This is a genomic window from Ruegeria halocynthiae, assembly GCF_900106805.1.
Classification (GTDB): domain Bacteria; phylum Pseudomonadota; class Alphaproteobacteria; order Rhodobacterales; family Rhodobacteraceae; genus Ruegeria; species Ruegeria halocynthiae.
The window spans coordinates 149713-170778 of the sequence record NZ_FNNP01000004.1 but is presented as its reverse complement, the minus strand read 5'-3'; the positions used below and the strand labels follow the sequence as shown (position 1 = coordinate 170778).

The following is a 21066-nucleotide window of genomic DNA, read 5'->3' as shown; positions in this document are numbered from 1 at the left end:
GTTACAGCGCGGCACCATGTGCCGCCAGCAGTTTCAGCAGCACAAACAAGATCACCGCCAGACCCAGCGCGAAACCTATACGTCCGGGAACAGTACGGCGACTGATATGCGCTGGCCCCGAGCTTGGCGGTCGCAAAGGCCGTACGGGTGCCGCCTGCATCACATTGCCGGGTTTTGCCGTCCTGATATGGGCCAGAAAGTGGTGGAAATCGAATTCACCACTATACTCGCCCTGAACCCCCATGTTCCGGATATTTGCAAAAAGCCGCCTCAGGATCAGATTGCGATCCTCCGCATCCTCAGGCCGATAATAATCGCAGGAGCGATCATCTCCGACACTATCCAGACTAAAGCCGGATTCCTGAAATATCCTGCGAATCTTAGGAGATGCCCCCCGCAAAGCATCCGCAGTTCTGATGTTCCGAAACTGCGCCCGCACCGGGGGACGCCCTGTTACCGCAGTATGCCCATGCTCAGGATCAACCTCGTCCGGAGCAATCGCCACAATGTCAAAGTCGTACGCGAGACTCATTCACCAAATTCAACCTTTATTACCATCCCCACACCCTCACTAAACCGTGAAGGCAACCTACAATAAGCCCGCAATGTGTTTTGTCGTGGGCATTGTTACCAATTCCGCGACTCTTGCCATTTCGTGCTCCGATTGATCTAACAACGGAAATCGCAGGAGGTCCCCATGGTCGATATCGCGACGCGGGTCTACAATCATAAATGGAAGATTGACCCAATTGTGCGGTCATTGATCGACACAGACTTCTACAAACTGCTGATGTGCCAGTCAGTGTTTCGAAATAAGCCCCAAACCGATGTGGTGTTCTCGCTGATCAACCGGTCGAATCACGTGCCGTTGGCCAAATTGATCGATGAAGGCGAACTGCGTGAGCAGTTGGATCACATCCGTTCACTCAGCCTGAGCCGCGGGGAAGGCACCTTTCTGCGGGGCAACACCTTTTATGGCAAACGCCAGATGTTCCGCCCCGATTTCATGGAGTGGTTCGAGAACCTGCGCCTGCCACCCTATCATCTCGAACGTAAGGGCGATCAGTACGAACTAACGTTCGAAGGCAAATGGCACGAAGTCATGCTGTGGGAGATTCCTGCATTGGCCGTATTGATGGAATTGCGTTCGCGGGCGGTTCTGAACGAAATGCGCCGTTTCGAGCTTCAGGTGCTTTATGCCCAGGCGATGACACGCGTCTGGGAAAAGATCGCTCAGCTCCGCACCGTTGAAGGGCTGGGGATCGCGGATTTCGGCACACGGCGGCGGCACTCGTTCCTTTGGCAGGACTGGTGCGTTCAGGCGATGATCGAAGGGTTGGGCCCCGCTTTCACCGGCACCTCGAACTGCCTGATTGCGATGCGGCGCGAGGTCGAGGCCATCGGTACCAACGCGCATGAACTGCCTATGGTCTATTCTGCTTTGGCCGAAGATGACGCCACACTGGCACAGGCGCCGTATGACGTTCTCAGAGACTGGCATGACGAACATGACGGCAATCTGCGCATCATTCTGCCTGATACCTATGGCACCAAAGGGTTTCTGGAGCGCGCGCCCAACTGGCTGGCGGGTTGGACCGGTATACGGATTGACAGTGGCGATCCCGCGACCGGTGCCGAGATCGCCATAGACTGGTGGAAATCGCGCGGCGAAGACCCAACTCAGAAAAGGGTTATTTTCTCGGACGGGCTGGACGTGGACAAGATCCGCGAATTGCACGCCCAGTTTGCGGACCAGACCAACGTTTCCTTCGGCTGGGGTACGCTACTGACCAATGATTTCCGCCAACTGGTACCCAATGACGCGCTGGCTCCGTTTTCGCTGGTCTGCAAGGCTGTTGCGGCTAATGGTAATCCGACAGTTAAACTATCGGACAACCCGGAAAAGGCGATGGGACCTGCGGATCAGATAGAACGGTACAAGCGAGTCTTTGGCGTTGGCGCCCAGGAATCGATCGAAGTCATCGTCTAGCCGTGATAGGCCGCCACTGTTTTGAGTTGCGAGAACCCATAAAGCGCCTCAAATCCCTTTTCACGGCCGTGACCAGATTTACCGGTGCCGCCAAATGGCAGCTCAACGCCGCCGCCGGCGCCGTAGTTGTTGATGAACACTTGCCCCGATCGCAGCCCCTTTGCCAGCCGCATCTGGCGAGATCCGTCCTGGGTCCAGACGCTTGCGACAAGGCCATATTCGGTTGAGTTGGCTATAGTGAGAGCCTGTTTTTCAGTTTCAAACGGTATCAGAACCTGTACCGGGCCAAAGATTTCGTCCTGCGCGAGCACATGATCCGGCGGGGCGTCCGCAAAGAGCGTGGGTTGGACATATGCCCCTTTCTCAGGGGCGTCGTCGACGATTTGCCCCTGACCGGCGATGGAAAGATTGGCACCCTTCTCCAAAAACCCGCCAACAATCTGTTTTTGCCGTTCCGAGATTAACGGCCCGACGCGCAGATCCTGCATCGCTGGCCCCACAGTCAGCTGGCCGTAAGCTTCGGCCATACGGGATTTGACCTGTTCATAGACGCCCCTCTGCACCAGAATGCGAGACGAGGCCGAGCAGGTCTGCCCCGCATTCTGAATGCCCGCATTCACCAGAAACGGCAGCGCCGCATCCAGATTAGCATCGTCAAAGACCAACTGCGGGGACTTCCCGCCCAATTCCAGCGTCACCGGGACGACATTCCGTCCTGCGGCTTGTTGCACCAACGCACCCGTGGCAACCGACCCGGTGAATGAGATATGATCGACGCCCGGATGAGATGACAAAGCCGCGCCCGCTTCAGCCCCAAGCCCGGGCACCACGTTCAACGCTCCGGGCGGCAGACCAGCGTCAAGCGCGAGATGTGCAAAGGCCAAAGCGGTCAGGCAGGCCTCTTCCGCTGGTTTCAGAACGCAGGCATTGCCCATCGCCAGCGCCGCACCGACCGAACGACCAATGATCTGCATCGGATAGTTCCACGGCACGATATGGCCGGTCACACCATGCGGTTCGCGCAGCGTGTAAACCGTATAGCCATCGAGATAAGGAATAGTCTCGCCCATCACCTTATCCGCCGCGCCACCGTAAAATTCGCAGTATCGCGCCAAAGCAACTGCATCAGCACGCGCCTGGGTCAGCGGCTTGCCAACATCCATTGCCTCTAGCTGGGCCAGATCATCCACTTCTTCCAGAACCAGTTGTCCCAATCTGGTAAGAATACGCCCCCTTTCCAGCGCAGACATGCGCCCCCATTTACCGTCGCGCGCAGCACTGGCGGCCTGCACTGCGGCGTCTATTTCGGGTTTGGCACCTCGGGCGATCTGACAGATTTCAGAGCCGTCCGAGGGATTGAACAGCGTCAGGGTTTGCCTTGATGCAGGCATTTTCCATTCACCACCAATCAGGCAAAGGGCGGGATCGAACCAGAGGGGTTTGGACATCAGATACTCCTAGATCAGGCTCTAAATATTAACTTTTGGATCATGCGGCTCCCTGTCCAATCTCTGGCAAGCTGGGTGCTGCATCGATAAGTGTCCTCGTGTAAGGATGCTGCGGTCGGGAAAATACCTGCTCGGTCTCACCTTGCTCGACAATTTGGCCATCTTGCATCACTAAAACTCTGTCGGTGATCGTTCGAACCACGCTCAGGTCATGGCTGATGAACAGATATGTCAGATCATAGATCGAACAAAGCTCAGCCAGCAGGTCGAGGATCTGGGCGCGAACCGAGACATCGAGGGCCGAGACCGCTTCATCAAACAGGATCAGTTCAGGCCGAATGATCAGCGCACGAGCAATGGCGATCCGTTGTCGTTGTCCGCCCGAGAATTCGTGAATAAATCTGCTTGCGTCATCCGGGCTGAGACCCACGGCGGTGAGCATCTCGGCGACACGATCTTGCCGTTCGGACCCGGTTGGCGAGGTGTCCAACAGATGGAACGGCTCGGTGATCAGCCGCGCAACGCGGTGGCGGGGATTGAAGCTGCCGTAGGGGTCCTGAAACACTACCTGCATCTTGCGGCGCACTGCCAGATTGGGTTTGTGGCCTGTGAACACGGGCTGTCCATCCAGTGATATTCGACCGTTTTGCACCTCTTCTAGCCCCAAAATCGCCCGTGTTAGGGTCGATTTCCCGCATCCTGACTCGCCAACCAAGCCCAATCGCTCACCTCGGTTCAGGGTGAAGCTGACCTGATTGACTGCCCGATGATGACCGGGCGCATCAAACAAGCGTTTTCGAGGCAGGCGGTAGTCCCGAACAACATTATCGACTTCCAGCAAAGGGCGCGGTTCCGGGGGCACGGGCAGGTTGACTTGATGGCCAGAGGCCTCAAACAACATGCGGGTATAAGCGTGCTGCATGTGGCGCAGAAGATGATCGGTTACGCCGGTTTCAACAACTTCCCCATGCCGCATAACCACAATCTCATCCGCCATGTCAGCAACCACCGCCAAATCGTGGGTGATCATCAAAAGTCCCATACCGTATTCCGACACCAGCCCCTTGAGCAGATCGAGGATTTGCGCCTGTGTGGTCACATCCAACGCCGTCGTTGGTTCATCCGCGATCAACAGTCGGGGGCGTAACGCAATCGCCATTGCAATCACCACCCGCTGACGCTGGCCGCCCGACAACTCGTGCGGATAGCGGGTCATCGGGTAGCGATCGGTTGGTAATCCGACACGGGCCAAAACCTCCTCGGCACGCACGCGCGCCTTGGCGGGTGGCATGGCCTTGTGGATCAGAATGGTCTCCATCACCTGGTCGCCGATCGTTTTCACCGGGTTCAGGGCGGTCATCGGCTCCTGGAATACCATACCGATCGCAGCGCCCCGCAGCGCGCACATCTCAGCCTCGGGCCGGTTCAACAGATTCTGACCGTCTAGCCGCAGTTCCCCGTCCACCTCGGCCCCGTTGGGTAGTAACTGCATTACGGCAAGGGCAATCATTGATTTACCCGAACCGCTCTCACCGGTCACGGCCACGATCTGCCCCGCTGCAACCGACAGGTTGATCCGTTTCAGGATTGGAGTGTCGTGTATGGCTAGGGAAAGGTTTTTAATCTGAAGTAAGTTCATGCGCGCGCCACCCTAATCCGAGGGTCAAGCCAGTCCCGCAAGCCATCTCCAAGAAGGTTCAGACCCAGCACCGTCACAATGATCGCCACACCCGGAATCAGAGCCAAATGCGGGGCAAAACTGACCATTGTTTGCGCGTCAGCCAGCATTCTGCCCCAGCTTGGTGTGGGCGGTTGCGCGCCAAGGCCGACATAGGACAGCCCCGCCTCGGCCAGAATACCCAGTGAGAACTGGATAGTGCCCTGAACGATCAGCAGGTTGGCAACATTGGGCAGGATATGCTCGGCCGATATTCGTGCAATGCCTTTACCCGACACCCGGGCCGCGAGGATAAATTCACGCTCCCAAAGTGACAGGGCCGCGCCCCGCGTGATGCGGGCAAAGACGGGAATGTTGAAGATACCGATTGCTATGATCGCGTTAATGGCGCCGGCACCAAAGACCGCGGTGATCAGGATGGCAATGACCAGTGAGGGAAAGGCAAAGACCACATCGTTGCCGCGCATGATAAACTCATCCAGCCATGATCCTTTGCGTGCAGCAGCGGTCAGGCCCATGGGGATGCCCAACACCATGCCAATCCCAACAGCCACCAGTGCCACCGCAATCGACGTGCGTGCGCCCACCATGATCATCGAGAACATGTCGCGTCCGAAATGGTCTGTGCCAAACCAGTGCTGTGCATTCGGCGGTTGCAGCTTGGCCGGGATATCCAGTGCTGCGTGGTTGAAGGGCGTCCAGACAAACGACACGAGCGCCGCCAGCAGAACCAGCGACGACAGCGCTGCACCCAGGATCAGGTTGCGGTTCATGTCCTGCTCCTCAGCCTTGGGTCAACGGCGGCGTAGGCCAGATCGACCAGAAAGTTCACCATAATGACGGCGAAGACCAGCAGCATGACGACAGATTCCACCACAATCAGATCGCGCGCTGAGATCGCCTGAAATACCAGCCGCCCGAGGCCGGGCAGATAGAACACCTGTTCGATGATGATCGAGCCTGCCAGTAGGAATGAGAATTGCAGCCCGATAATGGTTAGCACCGGGATCAGAGCATTCCGCACTCCGTGACGCCAGAGCGCCTGACGACGCGATAGGCCCTTCGCACGTGCGGTGCGCATGAAATCTTCGGCCAGAATGTCCAACAGCGCCGATCTCATGACCCGCGCAAGGATCGCCGCCTGCGGCAGGGCCAAGGCGATGGCTGGCAGGGTCAGAGAATGCAGACCGGTCCAAACACCGTCTTCCCAACCCGCAAAACCCCCGGCGTTGAACCAGCGCAGGTTGATGGCAAAAACCAGCACCAGCATCATCGCAAACCAGAAATTGGGCACGGCAATCCCAAGTTGCGTCGCGCCCATGACAGCTACATCCCCCGGTTTCCCGCGCCGTGCGGCTGCATAAATTCCAGCGGGAAAGGCAATCAGCGTGGACAGGGTCAGCGCATACAAAGCCAGCGGCAAAGATACCCATAACCGATCCGCAATCATCTGCGACACCGGCGTGCGATAGGTGTAGGATGTACCGAAATCCCCGACCAACATCCCGCCGACCCAGTTGAAATACCGCTCAACCTTCGAGACATCGAGGCCCAACTCGGCCCTCAGCGCGGCCAGCGTATCAGCCTGTGCGTTCACCCCCAGCATGAACGACGCCGGATCGCCAGGCGCGACTTCGATCACCGCAAAGATGACAACCGAGGCAACGGCAAGACTCAGGGTCAAAGAAAGCAGACGTTTGAGGGCATAACGTAGCATAGGTAACAGGTTAAGTGTGCGGATCGCACGGGTCCAGCACCTACTTGTAGGCCTGTCGCTCTTCGTTGATCAGTTTGATCGCACAGGCCGAAAGCGCAGCGGCGGGCTCGGTACTGGACAACCAGTCAAGGTTGGTCTCGGTTCGCGCCAGCGCCGCGCGACGCAGGACCATCAGTCGGGCACGCGGGCTATCCAGAAATTCCTCTTGCGGGATTACCGTCTCAAGCGGGCTGTCGATGCGGATGGCCTCGAAATACCCGCCTGTCAGAGCCAGAAATGCGAAAGCACAGGCAGGTGCGTCATCGGCGCAATGTTCGGTGCAAAGTTGCGCAATTGGTCGGGTCGAATCCGAGGACATCAGCCAGCTTTCCACCGATACACGCCATGGGTTGTCTGGAGAAACATCACCATACCCCAACCCAAGCGCCAGCAGACCCGCCATGCCAAGCGCCTGATCCGAGCTTGCGTCGACCGGCTCAGGTTGAATATGGCGCAGCGCAGCAAGACCGTCTCCGCGTGGTTCTGGGGTTTGAGACAGATAGGTCAAGTAAGGTTTCAAGGCCTGCATGACCTGATCGTCGGCCAGCAACTTCTCACGCATGTCCACATCGCCATAGAGAGCGACGATGCGTGTGGGATAGTCGGTGGCCTGATGTTCACCAAAGGCGTTAAGCTTGGCGATCAGATCGAGATCGGGCTCCGGGCGCTTGGCCTGCTGTAAGGCTTGCGCCAGCTCGTTTCCAGCACGCGCCTCGACCGTTAACCACGACTGCCCAAAGGCCGACCAATCTTTCTGACGGAATAGCTTTCGCGATCGCTCGGGTCCCAGTGATTGCCGGTAAGGTGAAAGCCCCAGGTCGGATGTTTCAATCCGTCCCAGTAACAAGCGCGCATCAACGTCACCTTCAGCGGCAAGTTCTGCGAGCATCGGAAGGGCCTGCATATCGTCGCCTTGCAGCCACAACGCTACCGCCTGCCCAAGCGATGAATCGGCCCGAGCAGGCATAACTAAGATCTGCGCCGCGAGAATTAGTGCGACGAGGAATGACCTGACCATGCGCAGACCTCCCTTAGGCCTATTCGTCCCAGCTGATGGCAGTCAGGTCGATCGCTGCGGTGGGCGCGTTTTCCCAAAGGCCTTGAACACCAGCCTTGGCCACGCCGAGCTTGGCAAGCTGAAACAGATACCCGTTGACGTAATCAGTTGCTATCAGACGCTGTGCCTCTCCCAGCAGGCGGGTGCGCTCATCAGGGTCTGTGGTGGAATTCAACGTGTCCATCAAAGCCTGAAAATCGGTGCTTTCATATTGGAAATAATAGTCAGGCCGGGCATAGATGCCGATATCCATCGGCTCGGTATGGCTGACAATGGTCAGACCGAATTCCTTGCCTTTGAACACGCTTTCCAACCATTGCGCCCATTCCACATTGATGATCTCAGCTTTGATGCCAACTTCGGCCAGTTGGGCGGCGATGATCTCACCTCCGCGCCGGGCATAGGATGGCGGCGGTAGATGAAGGGTGGTCGCGAATCCATCGGGATACCCGGCCTCTGCCAGAAGCGCCTTGGCTTTTTCCGGGTCATAGGCTGAATTGCCGGTCAAATCGATATAAGCCGGGTTGTGTGGTGCGAAATGTGTACCAATGGGCGTGCCATAGCCGAACATTGCTCCGTCGATGATGGCTTGTCGGTCGATGGCATGGGCCAGGGCCTGCCGGACGAGGATATCATCAAAGGGTTTCTGTTTGTTGTTGGTCGACAGGATTGTCTCACCCTCGGTCGAGCCGACAAGGACCTGAAAGCGCGGATCAGCCTCGAACTGTGGCAGGTTCTCTGGCGCGGGAAAGTTGTCGAATACGTCCACATCTTCCGCCATCATTGCGGCGAAGGCGGCGGTTGGGTCCGAGATGAACTTGAACGTCGCAGTCTCTAATGCGGGCTGATCGCCCCAATAGTCAGGGTTGCGATTCAGAGTGATGCTATCCCCCTGCACCCAATCGGCAAAGGTGAAAGCCCCGGTGCCAACCGGGTTGGTCTTGATATTCTCGATACTTTCAGGCGCAACGATGACCGCATCACCCCAAGCAAGGTTGAAAAGGAAATTGCCGTTTGGGTCCTTCAACGTCACCTGAACAGTCAGGGGGTCCACAACTTCGACGCTCTCGATCCCCGCAAACAGGGCCTTTTGTGCATTGGTGCTGTCTTCGGCAGTGGCACGGTCCAGAGAAAACTTGACGTCCTCAGCATCCATTGTGGTGCCATCATGAAAGATCACACCGTCGCGCAGTTTGAACGTATAGACGGTACCGTCTTCTGAGATTTCCCAGCTTTCGGCCAGCCCCGGTACAACCGATCCGTCGCCCATGAAGCGGGTCAGCCCTTCGAAGATATTGGTGTAAACGACCGAATCGATGGCCTGAGCTGCGGCGCTGGTCGGATCCAGATGCGGCGGCTCAAGCTGCATGGCGATGATGATGTCCGATTTGGCCAGGGCCTGCGTTGCAAACAGGCTGGCACCAAGGGCCAGGGCCGACGCGAACAAGCGAAAGCGCTGCTTTGTCATGAAAATCTCTCCCCACTGAAAATGGCTGGCCCTGCGCGTTATGGGCCGGTCTGCGCCCAATGTCCCCGCAAACCAAAGGTCAATCAAGGGATTGTTCGCGCAACCGGGGTTCCTTCGGCCCTGTCGCATCTGCTATGCCGCACTGCAACATGAACCCCGCGAGGAGCGAGCATGAGCGCCACCGCCCACAAGAAAGCCCCGAACGCCGAGGATATCCGCAGCCGTAAAGGCGGCGATCCACTGGTTAGTCTAACCGCCTATACGACACCGATGGCGCGGTTGATGGATGCGCATTGCGACTTTGTTCTGGTCGGAGACAGCGTCGGCATGGTGCTGCACGGCCTGACCTCGACCCTTGGGGTGACGATGGAGATGATGATCATGCACGGTCAGGCCGTCGCCCGTGGTCTGGACAATGCCATGATGGTGGTCGACATGCCTTTCGCCAGCTACGAACATGACCCGGCGCAGGCCTTTCGCAACGCCGCACGCCTGATGTCCGAAACCGGCGCGGGCGCGGTCAAGCTGGAGGGCGGCGTTGAAATGGCCGAAACCATCCGCTTTCTCGTCAAACGCGGTATCCCGGTGATGGCGCATATCGGCCTGACGCCACAATCGATCAACACGTTGGGGGGCTACAAGGTTCAGGGTCGCGACGAACAGGCACAAGCCGTATTGGCCGATGCCCACGCCGTTACCGATGCAGGAGCGTTTTCCGTGGTGTTAGAGAAGGTTCCACAAAATTTGGCTGATCGGATCACTTCTGAAATTGCGATTCCCACGATCGGAATCGGCGCCTCGGTCGGGTGTGACGGGCAAATTCTGGTAGTCGATGACATGCTGGGTTTTTTCACCGCGTTCAAACCGAAATTCGTCAAACGATATGCTGATCTAGGACCGCTGGCCGAGGCCGCCATTGCGGAATACGCAGCTGAAGTGCGTGCGCGCAGCTTTCCGGCAGATGAACATGTCTTTGCCGATACGGCACCCGCCACAGGATCCAAATCATGACCGCGCCTATCTTGCGCCGGTTGGCGGACCTGCGCGCTCTGACCCATGAATGGCGCCAGCAAAGAGACGTAATCGGTGTTGTCCCCACTATGGGCGCGCTGCATCAGGGGCATCTGTCCCTGGCCGAAGCTGCGAAGGCGGACTGCGACCGGGTGATCGTGACGATCTTTGTAAACCCCAAACAGTTCAACAACCCTGAGGACCTTACCAACTATCCGCGCACCGAACAGGAAGACGCGGGAAAGCTGGCGCCCTACAACATTGACGCAATTTACGTCCCCGACCCGGATGAGATTTACCCAGAGGGGTTCGCAACCACAGTTTCGGTCTCGGGCCTGACCGATGTCATGGAAGGTGAATTTCGCCCGGGTCATTTCGATGGGGTGGCGACTGTTGTCGCCAAACTGTTCCTGCAAACGCAAGCGGATAGAGCCTATTTCGGCGAAAAGGACTATCAGCAGCTTATGATTGTCCGCCGGATGGCCCGAGATTTGGATATCCCTATCGAGGTGATTGGGTGCCCTACGGTCCGAGAATCCTCGGGGCTCGCAATGTCGTCGCGCAATCAGCGGTTATCAGAAAAAGGTCTGGTCATCGCCGCCGTAAAACACCGGGTCATGCGCGCGCTAGTTCAGGCTTTGGAGGACGGCGAAGAGTTTGACGTGGTGGCTCCGCAGGCACAGGCAGATCTATTGGCCGCCGGTTTCAGCGAGGTAGAGTATTTGCAACTGCGCTGCGCTGAAACGCTGAAGCTCCTGCCAATTACCGACAGACCGGCGCGCCTGTTCGCGGCCGCCTTGGTCGAAGGCGTACGGCTGATCGACAATCTGCCGGTTTCGCCAGCCTGATTTCCCCTCTGGCACGTTTGCTTGTGTTTGCGCTAAAGTCCCGCAAAACCAAAGTGGGAGGGGCGCAGGCATGACCTATATTATGGCAATCGATCAGGGCACCACATCGTCTCGGGCGATCCTGTTTGACGCGCAAATGCAGCGCGTAGGCACAGCACAGCGTGAATTCACCCAGCATTTCCCACAAGAGGGCTGGGTCGAGCACGACGCCGAAGAAATATGGGACAGTGTTCTGACGGTCTGCCGCGAAGTGATGGAATCAGCAGGTGTCTCCGCCGCCCAGATCGCCGGAATAGGGATCACCAATCAACGCGAAACCTCTGTCATCTGGGATCGCGTCACCGGGGTCCCGATTCACAACGCGATCGTCTGGCAGGACCGCCGCACCGCCAAAATCTGCGAACGTCTTCGCAAAGCGGGATGCGAGGATGACGTAACTGCCCAGACTGGCCTGCTGCTGGATCCGTACTTCTCAGGCACCAAAGTCAAATGGCTGCTGGACACCGTTCCTGGCGCGCGTGATCGCGCCGCCGCAGGAGAGTTACTGTTCGGCACCATCGACACCTTTTTGATCTGGCGACTGACAAAAGGCCGTGTGCACGCCACCGATGCCACCAATGCGGCCCGCACATTGCTGTTTGACATTCACAAGGGGCAATGGAGCAGCGAGATTTGCGACTTATTGGATATCCCGCAGGCTCTATTGCCTGACGTGCGGGATTGTGCAGCAGATTTCGGATCAACCTCACTATTCGACGGCGACATTCCGATTCTTGGCGTGGCCGGGGATCAGCAGGCCGCCACGATTGGGCAGGCCTGTTTCCAACCCGGTATGATGAAATCCACCTATGGCACGGGCTGTTTTGCGCTGCTCAATACTGGCGCGCAGCAAGTAGAATCCAAGAATCGCCTACTCACCACCATTGCCTATCAGTTGGACGGGCAGAAAACCTATGCGCTTGAAGGTTCGATCTTCATCGCGGGTGCTGCCGTGCAATGGTTGCGCGACGCATTGCAGATCATCGAGGCCGCGCCACAAAGCGGCGAGCTGGCTGCGCAGGCTGACCCGAACCAGCATGTTGTTCTTGTTCCTGCCTTCACCGGGCTTGGTGCACCCTATTGGAAACCCGATTGCCGAGGCGCGATCTTTGGCCTGACCCGCAATTCCGGCCGCGCCGAGATCACGCGGGCCACGCTGGAAAGCATCGCGTTCCAAACCCGGGACCTGTGGCATGCGATGCAGGGCGATTGGGGCGCCGAGGCTGATGTCACCCTGCGAGTCGACGGCGGGATGAGCGCGTCGGATTGGGCCATGCAGGGGCTTTCCGACATTCTGGGGGCACCGGTCGACCGCCCGGTGATGCAGGAAACCACCGCGCTTGGTGCCGCGTGGCTGGCGGGGATGAAAGCAGGTGTCTACCCGGATCAGGCAGGATTCGCCGAGACCTGGGATCTGGATCGCCGGTTTGAACCTGTGAAGGCTGAGGCAGACCGAGACGCCGCCTATGCGCGCTGGCAGCGGGCGGTTCAGGCGACCATGGCTTTTTAGCTGTGGTCCTTCATCAGGCGCTGCTTCTGCCGTGACCAATCCCGCTTGGCCTGCGTTTCACGCTTGTCGTGCAGCTTCTTACCCTTGGCGATGCCGATCTTCAGCTTTGCCCGACCTTTGTGGTTAAAGTACAGCACCAGCGGTACCAGCGTCATACCCTTGCGCTGGGTCGCGTTCCACAGGTTTGACAGTTCCTTGCGCGACACCAGCAGCTTACGGCGACGACGTTCTTCGTGTTTGAAGACCTTCGCCTGCTCGTAAGGCGCGACATAGCTGTTGACCAGCCACAGCTCACCATCATCGACCGATGCATAGCTTTCGGCGATGTTCGCCCCACCTGCGCGCAGGGATTTGACCTCGGACCCTTCCAGCATAAGACCGCACTCAAGATCCTCCTCGATTGCATAATCGAAGCGCGCACGCCGGTTTTCGGCGATGACTTTGTAATTCGGGTCTGTCTTCGGTTTGGCCATGACGCGTTGATGTATTCCGCTTGTGCGCGCCTTGCAAGGCAGGGTTACGAATTGGCTGAGATAATCAGATCAGGACCAAAGATCGTGTCGGCGTGGTTGTGTAGATAAATCTTGAGCCACGGCGTAAAACGGTCCGGGTGCCGTTTCACCTCAGCCAGCAAGTCGTGGTAGTCGACCCAGCGAATATCCATAACTTCGTCCGGGTTAGGCTCGATATCCAGCGGGCCACGCACATGGGCCAGGAAAACGTCAACCACCTCGTTCTCGATCAGACCATTGCCGACATCGGCGTGATATTCCAACCGGTGCCGGTATTCGGGATACAGCCCGGTTATGCCCATTTCCTCGCTCAGGCGACGCACAGCGCAGTGCGAAGCGCTTTCCTCCCAATCCGGATGCGTGCAGCAGGTATTCGCCCACAAGCCGGGGGTGTGGTACTTGCCCATCGCCCGACGTTGCAGCAAAATCTGAGTTCCGCGCACGACAAAGACTGACACCGCCTTGTGCCTCAGACCCTTTTCATGGGCCTCCAGCTTGTCGACGGGCGTCAATTCCCCGTCAACCCAGGCCGGGATCAAGATTCCCATTGTCGTCTCCCGTTGGCGATCACCGGTTCGCGCAGGCCTACCGGTTTTCCTCCAAAGTGACGCTGATCGGGGCTTCGATCAAGCGCACGAAAGGCCGCAGGGGCTGCGGCCTTTTTGCACCTGATTTATATTCAGGAATATGAGTTTATTCGCCCGAAACGCTTATAATATAGGCGTAAACGTCCTCGGCACCCTTCTTCAGTTTGAAGGTCATTTTTGATTTGGCAGAGGTTTCGCCCAGATATTCTTTCAGGAATGCTTTGGGGTCCTGCGCATAGGTGACAAAGGTCTCTTCGTCCCAGACCAAGCCGTTTTCACCCGCTGCAACAATGCTGTCGCCATATTTGAACCCTTCGACAGACCCAGCAGTACGACCAGCAACACCATAGAGGTTCGGCCCGGTCTTGCCGCCTTTGACGACCACTTCACCCGCCGGATCAACGATTTGGTGGCAGGATTTGCATTTATTGAAGGTTTTCTTGCCGGCTTCGGCGTCGCCTTCCGCATAAGCAGGAAGGGCCAGCAGGCCGACAATTGCGGTTGCGAGGATACGATTCATAGCATTTAGCTCCGATACAAATTGGCTGCACCGAATGGACCGCTGGCACAGCAGAGAGTCAACGCGCAGATTGCCGCGTGACGGCACTGTGTCACAGCGAAACTCGGGTCGTCCTTAACTTAAGTCATGTACGTCCGACCAACAGGGCAGAAGATCACCTGCGGCGGGCGACGCCAGATAAACAGCGCGAGCGATAGCCCGAGCCAAACAGATCGACGCCGCATGGCCAATCATCGCCAGAGCGCCCGCATCAACACTGCGCGCACCGGTGCTGACCCCAAACACAAGATCTCCGTCCCCTGGCGTGTGCGCCGGGACGATCGCGCGGGCGATGCCATCATGGGCCGCCACCGCCAGCCGCTGGCACTGCGGTTTGGACAGGGCAACGTTAGTTGCAACAATGGCAATCGTCGTATTTGCCTTGTCCGGCGGCGCCGAATGCATCGCTTTGGCTTTGCGGCTGACATGAGCCCGCCCCAGACCAGAAGCCGGGTCTGGCCCGAGCCCACCGAACTCGGCCCCAATCTCGAACGGTGCCGCCCAGAAATGACAATCGCCCGGTGTCGTGACACTGCCCAAGGGGTTGGCTGCCACCAAAGCGCCGACGGTCAATCCATCTTCAAGCACCAATGAGGCAGACCCCAGTCCACCCTTTTGCATCGCCGCCAAAGCGCCGGTGCCAGCGCCCGCAGTGCCCAGATCAAATTGCTGTGAGGCCGAGCGATAGGCCGCTTTGCCCAGCGCACGATAGGGGTTCTCAGTCCAGTTCTTGTCACCGCCGTTAAGCAGGTCGAACAGAATCGCGCCGGGAACAATGGGTACGATTGCCTCTCCGACCTGAAATCCTCGGCCGTCGGCCCGCATCGCGTCCGAAACACCCGAGCAGGCATCCAACCCAAAGGCCGACCCGCCCGACAGGACAATTGCATCCACCTGATCAACGGATTTGTCTGGCGCCAAAAGGTCGGTTTCCCGGGTGCCCGGCGCACCTCCCATCACATGCACCGAGGCAGTAAAAGGCTGATCCGCTGTCAGCACGGTGGCACCCGATTTCAGGGTCTCATCCTGTGCATTGCCAACCTTCAGACCGGCGACATCGGTAATCAGGTTTCCAGATCCGGGGATCATAACGACCTCGTGCTTTGAGGGCATTGTGCGCGTACGCGCACTGCCTCCGGCGGAGGTATTTTTTGCCAGATGAAGGGGCGGATCAGATGCATCGGCCACCATCCACTTCGAGCGCTGCGCCCGTGATCATGCTGGCCTCGTCCGAGCACAAGAAACAGGCGGCGTTGCCCATGTCTTCGGGGGTTGAAAAGCGACCCAGAGGGATAGTTGACAGGAATTTGGCGCGGATTTCCGGAGTATCCTCGCCCATGAAGGATTTCAGTAGGGGCGTTTCACCCGCAACCGGGCAAATGGCGTTCACGCGCACACCGGAAGGTGCAAGTTCCACCGCCATGGTCTTGGTTGCGGTGATCATCCATCCTTTTGAGGCATTGTACCAGTTGAGATTGGGCCGCGGAGACAGGCCCGCGGTCGAGGCCACATTCAGGATCGCACCGGCCCCACGCGTCTTCATGAGCGGAACAAAGGCGCGGGCAGTCAGGTAGACTGATTTCATATTCACTTTGAAAACTCGGTCGAATTCATCCTCATCGACCTCTTCCAACGGCGTCGGAAAGTGTGTCACGCCTGCATTGTTGACCAGAATGTCGAGGGGTCCGAGGGCCCGGATGAACACATCCGCCATCTTCTGCACAGAGCCTGCGTCGGAAACATCAACCGGTTGCGACAGCGCCCCTGATCCAAGAGTGCCCGCGAGGTCAGCCGCGGCATCTCCGTTGATATCCGCAATCATAACCCGGGCACCTTCGGCCACGAATTTCCCCACGATCCCAGCGCCAAAGCCGGACGCGCCGCCCGTTACGATCGCGGTTTTTCCCTCTAACCTCATGCTCTTGCCCCCCTTGGCGCTGTACCGGGTCAGAGTAACAACAGCCCTGAAAGATACCAGTTCAATCGTCTGAAACTTTCCCCCGCAGAGCTTTGACATCCGAACGCGCCTTTTTGGCGGTCAGACGCCGCTTGACAGAGCCATAGGTCGGTTTCGTCGCAATGCGGCGCTTTGGCTTGACCAGCGCACGGCTGATCAGTTCGGCCAGACGGGCACGGGCAAGTTCTCGGTTCCGGGCCTGAGAGCGGGTTTCCTCGCATTGGATTATGATTGCGCCGTCCTTGGTCCAGCGACGCCCCGCCAACCGTTTCAAGCGCGTTTTGACAGGCTCGGGCAATGAGGGGGAACGCGCTGCTTCGAACCGTAACTCAACGGCGGTTGAGACTTTGTTCACATTCTGCCCGCCGGGACCCGAAGAACGCACAAAGCTTTCGGTTATTTCCCAATCCTGCAGGGTGATATCATCGGTGACGCGCAACATGGTGCGGACCTTACAGCCGGCGCGCGGAAACAAAAAGGGCCGCCCCGGCGGGACGGCCCTTCGAAAGTTCAGGAGGTGGGGTCGGTTAGATCAATCGACCAGCCGGAGCGAGCGCTCCGCCAAGGGCTGCCCTAACGGGCGATCCCCCCGGTTGTTCCGACACCTCTCTCCAATCTCTTTCTCGACACTGGATCACCTCCTTTTCTATCTGTTGCGGTTAACCTAGAGCCTGACACAAGATGCGCCATTCTCAAAGCATTTTTTACGCAGGCTGCGTGGTCAGCCGTGCAACGATCACCTTGAACGGGATCAGGGCGATCAGGGCCAGCGCCAGCTTCACCAGCCAATCCGCAAAGGCGAGCGTGACCCAAAGCGGCACCATCGGACCGGACAGCATGAAGGGTACAGGCTCCCACGCCCAGCTGATCGCTGCGTCGGCATTGGCACCAAAGATCGCGACCGAAGCCGAAAACGCGATGGTAAAAAACACAACCGTATCCAGCGCAGAGCCCACCAGGGTCGAGGCCAGCGGCGCACGCCACCAGCGCCCGCCACGCATGGCGTTGAACACGGTTACGTCCGAAAGTTGCGCGACAAGGAAGGCAATACCTGAGGCCACGGCCACGCGCAGCGGCACAGCGGCATAGGTGAACCCATCACCCTGCAGCATGATCTGGCTGCCGATCAACGAGCAGATGACACCCGCTACAAAACCGGCAAACACCACCTTGCGGGCCGGGCCCGCGCCGTAGACGCGGTTGGTGATATCAGTGACCAGATAGGCGAGCGGATAGGTGAAGGCACCCCAGGTCAACAGACCGTCAAGGATCAGGTACTGGACCAGAATGTTTGAGGCCACGACAATGGCGGCCATGGCAATTATGCCGGGAATAAAGCTGCGTTGCATTTTCAGATGCCCGTTTTGACAAGGTAGCGGCGACTTGGCCAAGGGCTCATCCCAAGGCAGGCCGTGCGTTTAGACCTTTGTGTCACCCGAGTCAATCGGGCAGCAGATACTCGACCACCTCGGTACGTTGGAGCGCCAGAAAGTTATCATCCGAGATCATGGTGGCGCGCAACCGGTGCTGATCATCGCGCCAAACAGACAAACCTTCGAGGTTGTCATGAGTACCGGTGGCGGTTTCAAACAGGACCTCTTCGGCATTTGGACCGTTGCCGCCGATGTGCCAACGCCGCAGACGCGAGCGGAACCCGGTCAGGGATACCGCACGTTCGAGCAGGTAAAATCGACCATCCGGACCGAAATCAGCCGCAACGGGCAAGAACTTGCCGCGTGCGGGCAGCACAAAGGGCGTGGACCATGTTCGACCATTCCAGCGATAGACAGGGATCGCGCCATTCTCGGTCCGGTTTTTCTCGGGTAACGCATAGAGCCATCCTTGGTCATCAATCGCCAGAGCTTCGAAAGATCCATTACCTTCGAATGCGTTAAATGCCCTGGGGCGCGGCAGAACCCGCGCCCTGGCACCCGGTGCCGGATAATACGCCACCCGATGGATACCTTCGAACGAGATATACATGCCGCCATCGGGTGCCATCGCGATCCCTTCGGAATCTCCGACATAACCGGGCAGATTGCGGCCTTTGCTGGACAAAACCGGCCAGTGCCCTGTCACCGTGGCACGCACGATCTGTACACCTTCCCGGTCAACTTGCGCTTTGATGAGAACCGCTCGATCACTTAGCACAATCAGGCCGCGACCATTGTCGGCGACGTGGATGGCCGAAAAACCACCGAACCAGTCAGCCCCGTGGCGCCATACGAAACTACCCAGATGCTTCGCCATCTTGCTTTCGACAGCGCCGGCCGAACTGGCCAGCAGCAGGGCGGCGATCAGTTGGACTGCAGAACGGCAGTGCATTGCTGAGGCAGATCGGCCAGACGGTATTCGCGCCGTTTTTTGGGCGGCGGCGCATTCGGATCAGGCGGAGGTGGATTCAAAATATTGCGCACCCATTGTTGCGCTTCGGCGCAGCCATCGCCCTTGGGCGGCGCATCCTGATTGACGCAACCACGCGAACCCTTTGGACATTTGAGGCGGACGTGGAAGTGATAGTGGTGTCCCCACCATGGCCTGATCTTGCGCAAATAGGCACGGTTACCTTTCTCGTCATTGCACATCTGAACCTTGGCGCCGGGGAACACGAATATGCGCGCAACTCGCTTGTCTTTGGCGGCTTCGCGTAGGACTGCATGGTGCTGTTTCGTCCAGTTGCCGTTCACATAAGCCCCGTTCGCGCGGCGCAGCGAGATGGACGAGATATTCTCGCGCGATTTGCGGCTGAGACGCATGTTGTCGCCGGGCAGCATCCAGATATCGATATCAAGGCCCAACTGGTGACTGCGATGCCCCGAGGTCATCGGCCCCCCGCGCGGCTGGCTGATATCGCCGACATAGAGACCATTCCATCCCGGTTGCTTCGCTGCAAACCGGCTGAGATCCTGCACATAGTCGATCGCCTGCGGATGCCCCCAGTTCCGATTGCGCGACAGGCGCATAGCCTGCCATGTGGGCCCGGTTTCAGGCAATTGCACTGAACCGGCTGCACATCCGCGCGAATAACTGCCGAAAGCCGCCGGTTTCTGTTGGGAATTGGCTTTCTGAGCACCGAACAACTGTTTTGCCAGCGGTTGGGCCGAGGCTGATCCCGCCAGTGTGACGACTGCCAGAATTGCCAAAAAACGTAATAAAATCATCTGCTCTGATCCCCTTCCGGTCTGACCCAGCGCATCAGGAATAACCCCAGAATAAACAACAGAATGACCGGTGACACCCCCAGGCGTGCACTTCCGGTCACGGTCGTGGCGAGTGCGATCAACATCGGCGCCGCGAATGAGGTGGCACGGCCCGACAAGCCATAAAGACCAAAGCTTTCGACAGGGGCTTGCGGGTCGGTATGGCGCACCATCAAGGACCGGCTTGCCGATTGCAGAATGCCCCCCATACCACCGATCAGTATACCGCAGCCAAAGAACACCATGTCCGGCAGACCCGAACCTTCGGGCACGGTGATGCCGAACACCTGCGTCCGGTCCATCGAGACCACCGTGATGCAGACAAAGATCAGCACCCAGATCGCAATCAGAACGACGGGTTTAGGGCCGTGTTTTCTGTCGACCTTACCGCCAATCCACGCGAAAATAGCCGAGGCCAGAACACTGACAATCCCGAAGACACCGATCTTGATCAGTCCCCACTCAAGGACCAGCGTCGCATAAACCCCGCCAAACGTATAAAGCCCGTTCAGAGCGTCGCGATAAAACATGGACGCGCCCAGATAAGTGGCGAGGCTGGTGCGGTGGCGCAGATTGGAAATGGATTTACCCAGAAGACGCAGCGCCTCAGCCACGCTGCCTTTGCGGTCCGCGTTCGGATCATCGCGCACCCACAGGAAATAGGGCACCATGAACAGGATGAACCACCCCGCCGTGAAGGGCCCGACAAAACGCGTCCCTTCGCGGGTTGCGGCGTCCAGCCCAAAAAGCGGGTCTATTCCGATCAAGGTTTTGCCATTTGCCTGTTCAACAAACAGGGTCAGCATGATCGCCAGCGACAACAACCCTCCGAAATAGCCAAAGGCAAAGCCCGAGCCCGAAATCTCACCCACTTCGGTGTCATCACCCAGATCGGGTAGTTGCGAATTGATAAAGATCAGCGCGTATTCGGCACCGATAAAGCCCAACCCAAAGGCCGAAAGCATCAGCCACATGTTCGAGCCGTCCGGCATCATGTACCACAACGAAGCCGAACCCACCGCATACATGACCGAAAAGGCAAAAATCCACGGGATACGACGGCCTGAGACATCGGCCATGGCCCCCAGTAACGGGGCTCCAAAGGCGATAAGCAGGCCAATGATGGTCATACAGTTGGCCCAAACCACCTGTGCCTGCGCCTTGGCCGCCTCAATCTCCAGACCAGAATTCAGGTAGAACTGTGCTGCAGCCCCGGCGAAGTAGGGTCCAAAGACAAAGGTCACCAACAACGTGTGGTAGGGCTGGCTGGCCCAGTCGAAAAACCACCACCCCCAAATGCGCTTGCGCTTGGAAATCCCTGCCATCACTGCCCCTGTTTATCGTTGCTTTCATAAGACGGGTCTTTGATGCAATTCGCAAGGGTTGTGTTGGGACAGGCTTGCTCTTTGCTTTGGGTGTGCTTAGGTCTCGGCAAACGCGAAGAAC

The 21066-nt window shown here is 58.1% G+C and carries 21 protein-coding genes; 4 read left to right on the top strand and 17 right to left on the bottom strand.

Annotated features, from left to right (window positions below; all coding sequences use genetic code 11):
- Window position 1: 1 nt before the first annotated feature.
- Window positions 2-532 carry a hypothetical protein gene (locus BLU89_RS13125; protein WP_074737287.1) on the bottom strand — a complete coding sequence of 177 codons (531 nt, stop codon included), beginning with the start codon at window positions 530-532 and terminating at the stop codon, window positions 2-4.
- A gap of 165 nt (window positions 533-697) precedes the next feature.
- Between BLU89_RS13125 and pncB the strand changes: the two genes are divergently transcribed.
- Window positions 698-1990, top strand: coding sequence for a nicotinate phosphoribosyltransferase (gene pncB / locus BLU89_RS13120; RefSeq protein WP_074737286.1), 1293 nt, complete (start codon window positions 698-700; stop codon window positions 1988-1990).
- Here the strand turns inward: pncB and BLU89_RS13115 are convergent.
- Genes BLU89_RS13115 through BLU89_RS13090 form a run of 6 tightly spaced genes read right to left on the bottom strand, consistent with a single transcriptional unit; the run spans window position 1987 to window position 9397 of the window.
- Complete coding sequence (locus BLU89_RS13115; protein ID WP_074737285.1) at window positions 1987-3438, bottom strand: aldehyde dehydrogenase family protein; 1452 nt, start codon at window positions 3436-3438, stop codon at window positions 1987-1989. The two genes, pncB and BLU89_RS13115, sit on opposite strands and share 4 nt — an antisense overlap.
- 40 nt (window positions 3439-3478) lie before the next feature.
- Window positions 3479-5077: an ABC transporter ATP-binding protein gene (locus BLU89_RS13110; protein WP_074737284.1), complete on the bottom strand. Its 1599-nt coding sequence runs from the start codon at window positions 5075-5077 to the stop codon at window positions 3479-3481.
- Window positions 5074-5889 carry an ABC transporter permease gene (locus BLU89_RS13105; protein WP_074737283.1) on the bottom strand — a complete coding sequence of 272 codons (816 nt, stop codon included), beginning with the start codon at window positions 5887-5889 and terminating at the stop codon, window positions 5074-5076. Before BLU89_RS13105 ends, BLU89_RS13110 begins: the two co-directional genes overlap by 4 nt.
- Complete coding sequence (locus BLU89_RS13100; protein WP_074737282.1) at window positions 5886-6833, bottom strand: ABC transporter permease; 948 nt, start codon at window positions 6831-6833, stop codon at window positions 5886-5888. The genes BLU89_RS13105 and BLU89_RS13100 overlap by 4 nt, the downstream gene beginning before the upstream one ends.
- A gap of 40 nt (window positions 6834-6873) precedes the next feature.
- Window positions 6874-7890, bottom strand: a complete 1017-nt coding sequence (locus tag BLU89_RS13095; RefSeq protein WP_074737281.1) for a hypothetical protein — start codon at window positions 7888-7890, stop codon at window positions 6874-6876.
- Between the two features lie 19 nt (window positions 7891-7909).
- Complete coding sequence (locus BLU89_RS13090; RefSeq protein ID WP_074737280.1) at window positions 7910-9397, bottom strand: ABC transporter substrate-binding protein; 1488 nt, start codon at window positions 9395-9397, stop codon at window positions 7910-7912.
- A gap of 171 nt (window positions 9398-9568) precedes the next feature.
- Here BLU89_RS13090 and panB point away from each other — a divergent pair, with 171 nt between their 5' ends.
- The 3 genes from panB (at window position 9569) to glpK (ending at window position 12805) form a co-directional block, all read left to right on the top strand.
- A complete protein-coding gene (gene panB / locus BLU89_RS13085; protein ID WP_074737279.1) occupies window positions 9569-10408 on the top strand; it encodes a 3-methyl-2-oxobutanoate hydroxymethyltransferase in 840 nt (279 codons plus the stop codon).
- Window positions 10405-11256 carry a pantoate--beta-alanine ligase gene (gene panC / locus BLU89_RS13080; RefSeq protein WP_074737278.1) on the top strand — a complete coding sequence of 284 codons (852 nt, stop codon included), beginning with the start codon at window positions 10405-10407 and terminating at the stop codon, window positions 11254-11256. Before panB ends, panC begins: the two co-directional genes overlap by 4 nt.
- A 70-nt stretch (window positions 11257-11326) precedes the next feature.
- Window positions 11327-12805, top strand: a complete 1479-nt coding sequence (glpK, locus tag BLU89_RS13075; protein WP_074737277.1) for a glycerol kinase GlpK — start codon at window positions 11327-11329, stop codon at window positions 12803-12805.
- Here the strand turns inward: glpK and smpB are convergent.
- From smpB to BLU89_RS13025, 10 genes are all read right to left on the bottom strand, one after another.
- The gene (gene smpB / locus BLU89_RS13070) at window positions 12802-13278 is read right to left on the bottom strand and encodes an SsrA-binding protein SmpB (protein ID WP_074737276.1); all 477 of its coding nucleotides are present in this window, start codon (window positions 13276-13278) and stop codon (window positions 12802-12804) included. The two genes, glpK and smpB, sit on opposite strands and share 4 nt — an antisense overlap.
- Window positions 13279-13322: 44 nt before the next feature.
- Complete coding sequence (idi, locus tag BLU89_RS13065; RefSeq protein ID WP_074737275.1) at window positions 13323-13865, bottom strand: isopentenyl-diphosphate Delta-isomerase; 543 nt, start codon at window positions 13863-13865, stop codon at window positions 13323-13325.
- A gap of 145 nt (window positions 13866-14010) precedes the next feature.
- On the bottom strand, window positions 14011-14424 hold the full coding sequence (locus BLU89_RS13060) for a c-type cytochrome (protein ID WP_074737274.1): 414 nt from the start codon (window positions 14422-14424) through the stop codon (window positions 14011-14013).
- Between the two features lie 114 nt (window positions 14425-14538).
- A complete protein-coding gene (locus tag BLU89_RS13055) occupies window positions 14539-15552 on the bottom strand; it encodes a P1 family peptidase (protein ID WP_074737391.1) in 1014 nt (337 codons plus the stop codon).
- An 82-nt stretch (window positions 15553-15634) separates the two neighbouring features.
- On the bottom strand, window positions 15635-16381 hold the full coding sequence (locus BLU89_RS13050) for an SDR family oxidoreductase (protein ID WP_074737273.1): 747 nt from the start codon (window positions 16379-16381) through the stop codon (window positions 15635-15637).
- A 61-nt stretch (window positions 16382-16442) separates the two neighbouring features.
- On the bottom strand, window positions 16443-16862 hold the full coding sequence (gene arfB / locus BLU89_RS13045; protein WP_074737390.1) for an alternative ribosome rescue aminoacyl-tRNA hydrolase ArfB: 420 nt from the start codon (window positions 16860-16862) through the stop codon (window positions 16443-16445).
- A 262-nt stretch (window positions 16863-17124) separates the two neighbouring features.
- Complete coding sequence (locus tag BLU89_RS13040; protein ID WP_074737272.1) at window positions 17125-17769, bottom strand: queuosine precursor transporter; 645 nt, start codon at window positions 17767-17769, stop codon at window positions 17125-17127.
- A gap of 91 nt (window positions 17770-17860) precedes the next feature.
- Window positions 17861-18745: an esterase-like activity of phytase family protein gene (locus BLU89_RS13035; protein WP_074737271.1), complete on the bottom strand. Its 885-nt coding sequence runs from the start codon at window positions 18743-18745 to the stop codon at window positions 17861-17863.
- On the bottom strand, window positions 18718-19581 hold the full coding sequence (mepA, locus tag BLU89_RS13030; protein ID WP_074737270.1) for a penicillin-insensitive murein endopeptidase: 864 nt from the start codon (window positions 19579-19581) through the stop codon (window positions 18718-18720). Before mepA ends, BLU89_RS13035 begins: the two co-directional genes overlap by 28 nt.
- Entirely contained in the window at window positions 19578-20945 is a 1368-nt protein-coding gene (locus BLU89_RS13025) for an MFS transporter (protein WP_074737269.1), read from the bottom strand. Before BLU89_RS13025 ends, mepA begins: the two co-directional genes overlap by 4 nt.
- Window positions 20946-21066: the final 121 nt, after the last annotated feature.

Coding starts and splice junctions, on each gene's coding strand:
- BLU89_RS13050 (WP_074737273.1), bottom strand. CDS start 16,381: ATGAGGTTAGAGGGAAAAACCGCGATCGTAACGGGCGGCGCGTCCGGC.
- BLU89_RS13025 (WP_074737269.1), bottom strand. CDS start 20,945: ATGGCAGGGATTTCCAAGCGCAAGCGCATTTGGGGGTGGTGGTTTTTC.
- panC (WP_074737278.1), top strand. CDS start 10,405: ATGACCGCGCCTATCTTGCGCCGGTTGGCGGACCTGCGCGCTCTGACC.
- BLU89_RS13125 (WP_074737287.1), bottom strand. CDS start 532: ATGAGTCTCGCGTACGACTTTGACATTGTGGCGATTGCTCCGGACGAG.
- BLU89_RS13115 (WP_074737285.1), bottom strand. CDS start 3,438: ATGTCCAAACCCCTCTGGTTCGATCCCGCCCTTTGCCTGATTGGTGGT.
- BLU89_RS13095 (WP_074737281.1), bottom strand. CDS start 7,890: ATGGTCAGGTCATTCCTCGTCGCACTAATTCTCGCGGCGCAGATCTTA.
- BLU89_RS13035 (WP_074737271.1), bottom strand. CDS start 18,745: ATGCACTGCCGTTCTGCAGTCCAACTGATCGCCGCCCTGCTGCTGGCC.
- BLU89_RS13100 (WP_074737282.1), bottom strand. CDS start 6,833: ATGCTACGTTATGCCCTCAAACGTCTGCTTTCTTTGACCCTGAGTCTT.
- BLU89_RS13040 (WP_074737272.1), bottom strand. CDS start 17,769: ATGCAACGCAGCTTTATTCCCGGCATAATTGCCATGGCCGCCATTGTC.
- BLU89_RS13055 (WP_074737391.1), bottom strand. CDS start 15,552: ATGATCCCCGGATCTGGAAACCTGATTACCGATGTCGCCGGTCTGAAG.
- BLU89_RS13090 (WP_074737280.1), bottom strand. CDS start 9,397: ATGACAAAGCAGCGCTTTCGCTTGTTCGCGTCGGCCCTGGCCCTTGGT.
- smpB (WP_074737276.1), bottom strand. CDS start 13,278: ATGGCCAAACCGAAGACAGACCCGAATTACAAAGTCATCGCCGAAAAC.
- panB (WP_074737279.1), top strand. CDS start 9,569: ATGAGCGCCACCGCCCACAAGAAAGCCCCGAACGCCGAGGATATCCGC.
- BLU89_RS13110 (WP_074737284.1), bottom strand. CDS start 5,077: ATGAACTTACTTCAGATTAAAAACCTTTCCCTAGCCATACACGACACT.
- idi (WP_074737275.1), bottom strand. CDS start 13,865: ATGGGAATCTTGATCCCGGCCTGGGTTGACGGGGAATTGACGCCCGTC.
- glpK (WP_074737277.1), top strand. CDS start 11,327: ATGACCTATATTATGGCAATCGATCAGGGCACCACATCGTCTCGGGCG.
- BLU89_RS13060 (WP_074737274.1), bottom strand. CDS start 14,424: ATGAATCGTATCCTCGCAACCGCAATTGTCGGCCTGCTGGCCCTTCCT.
- mepA (WP_074737270.1), bottom strand. CDS start 19,581: ATGATTTTATTACGTTTTTTGGCAATTCTGGCAGTCGTCACACTGGCG.
- BLU89_RS13105 (WP_074737283.1), bottom strand. CDS start 5,889: ATGAACCGCAACCTGATCCTGGGTGCAGCGCTGTCGTCGCTGGTTCTG.
- arfB (WP_074737390.1), bottom strand. CDS start 16,862: ATGTTGCGCGTCACCGATGATATCACCCTGCAGGATTGGGAAATAACC.
- pncB (WP_074737286.1), top strand. CDS start 698: ATGGTCGATATCGCGACGCGGGTCTACAATCATAAATGGAAGATTGAC.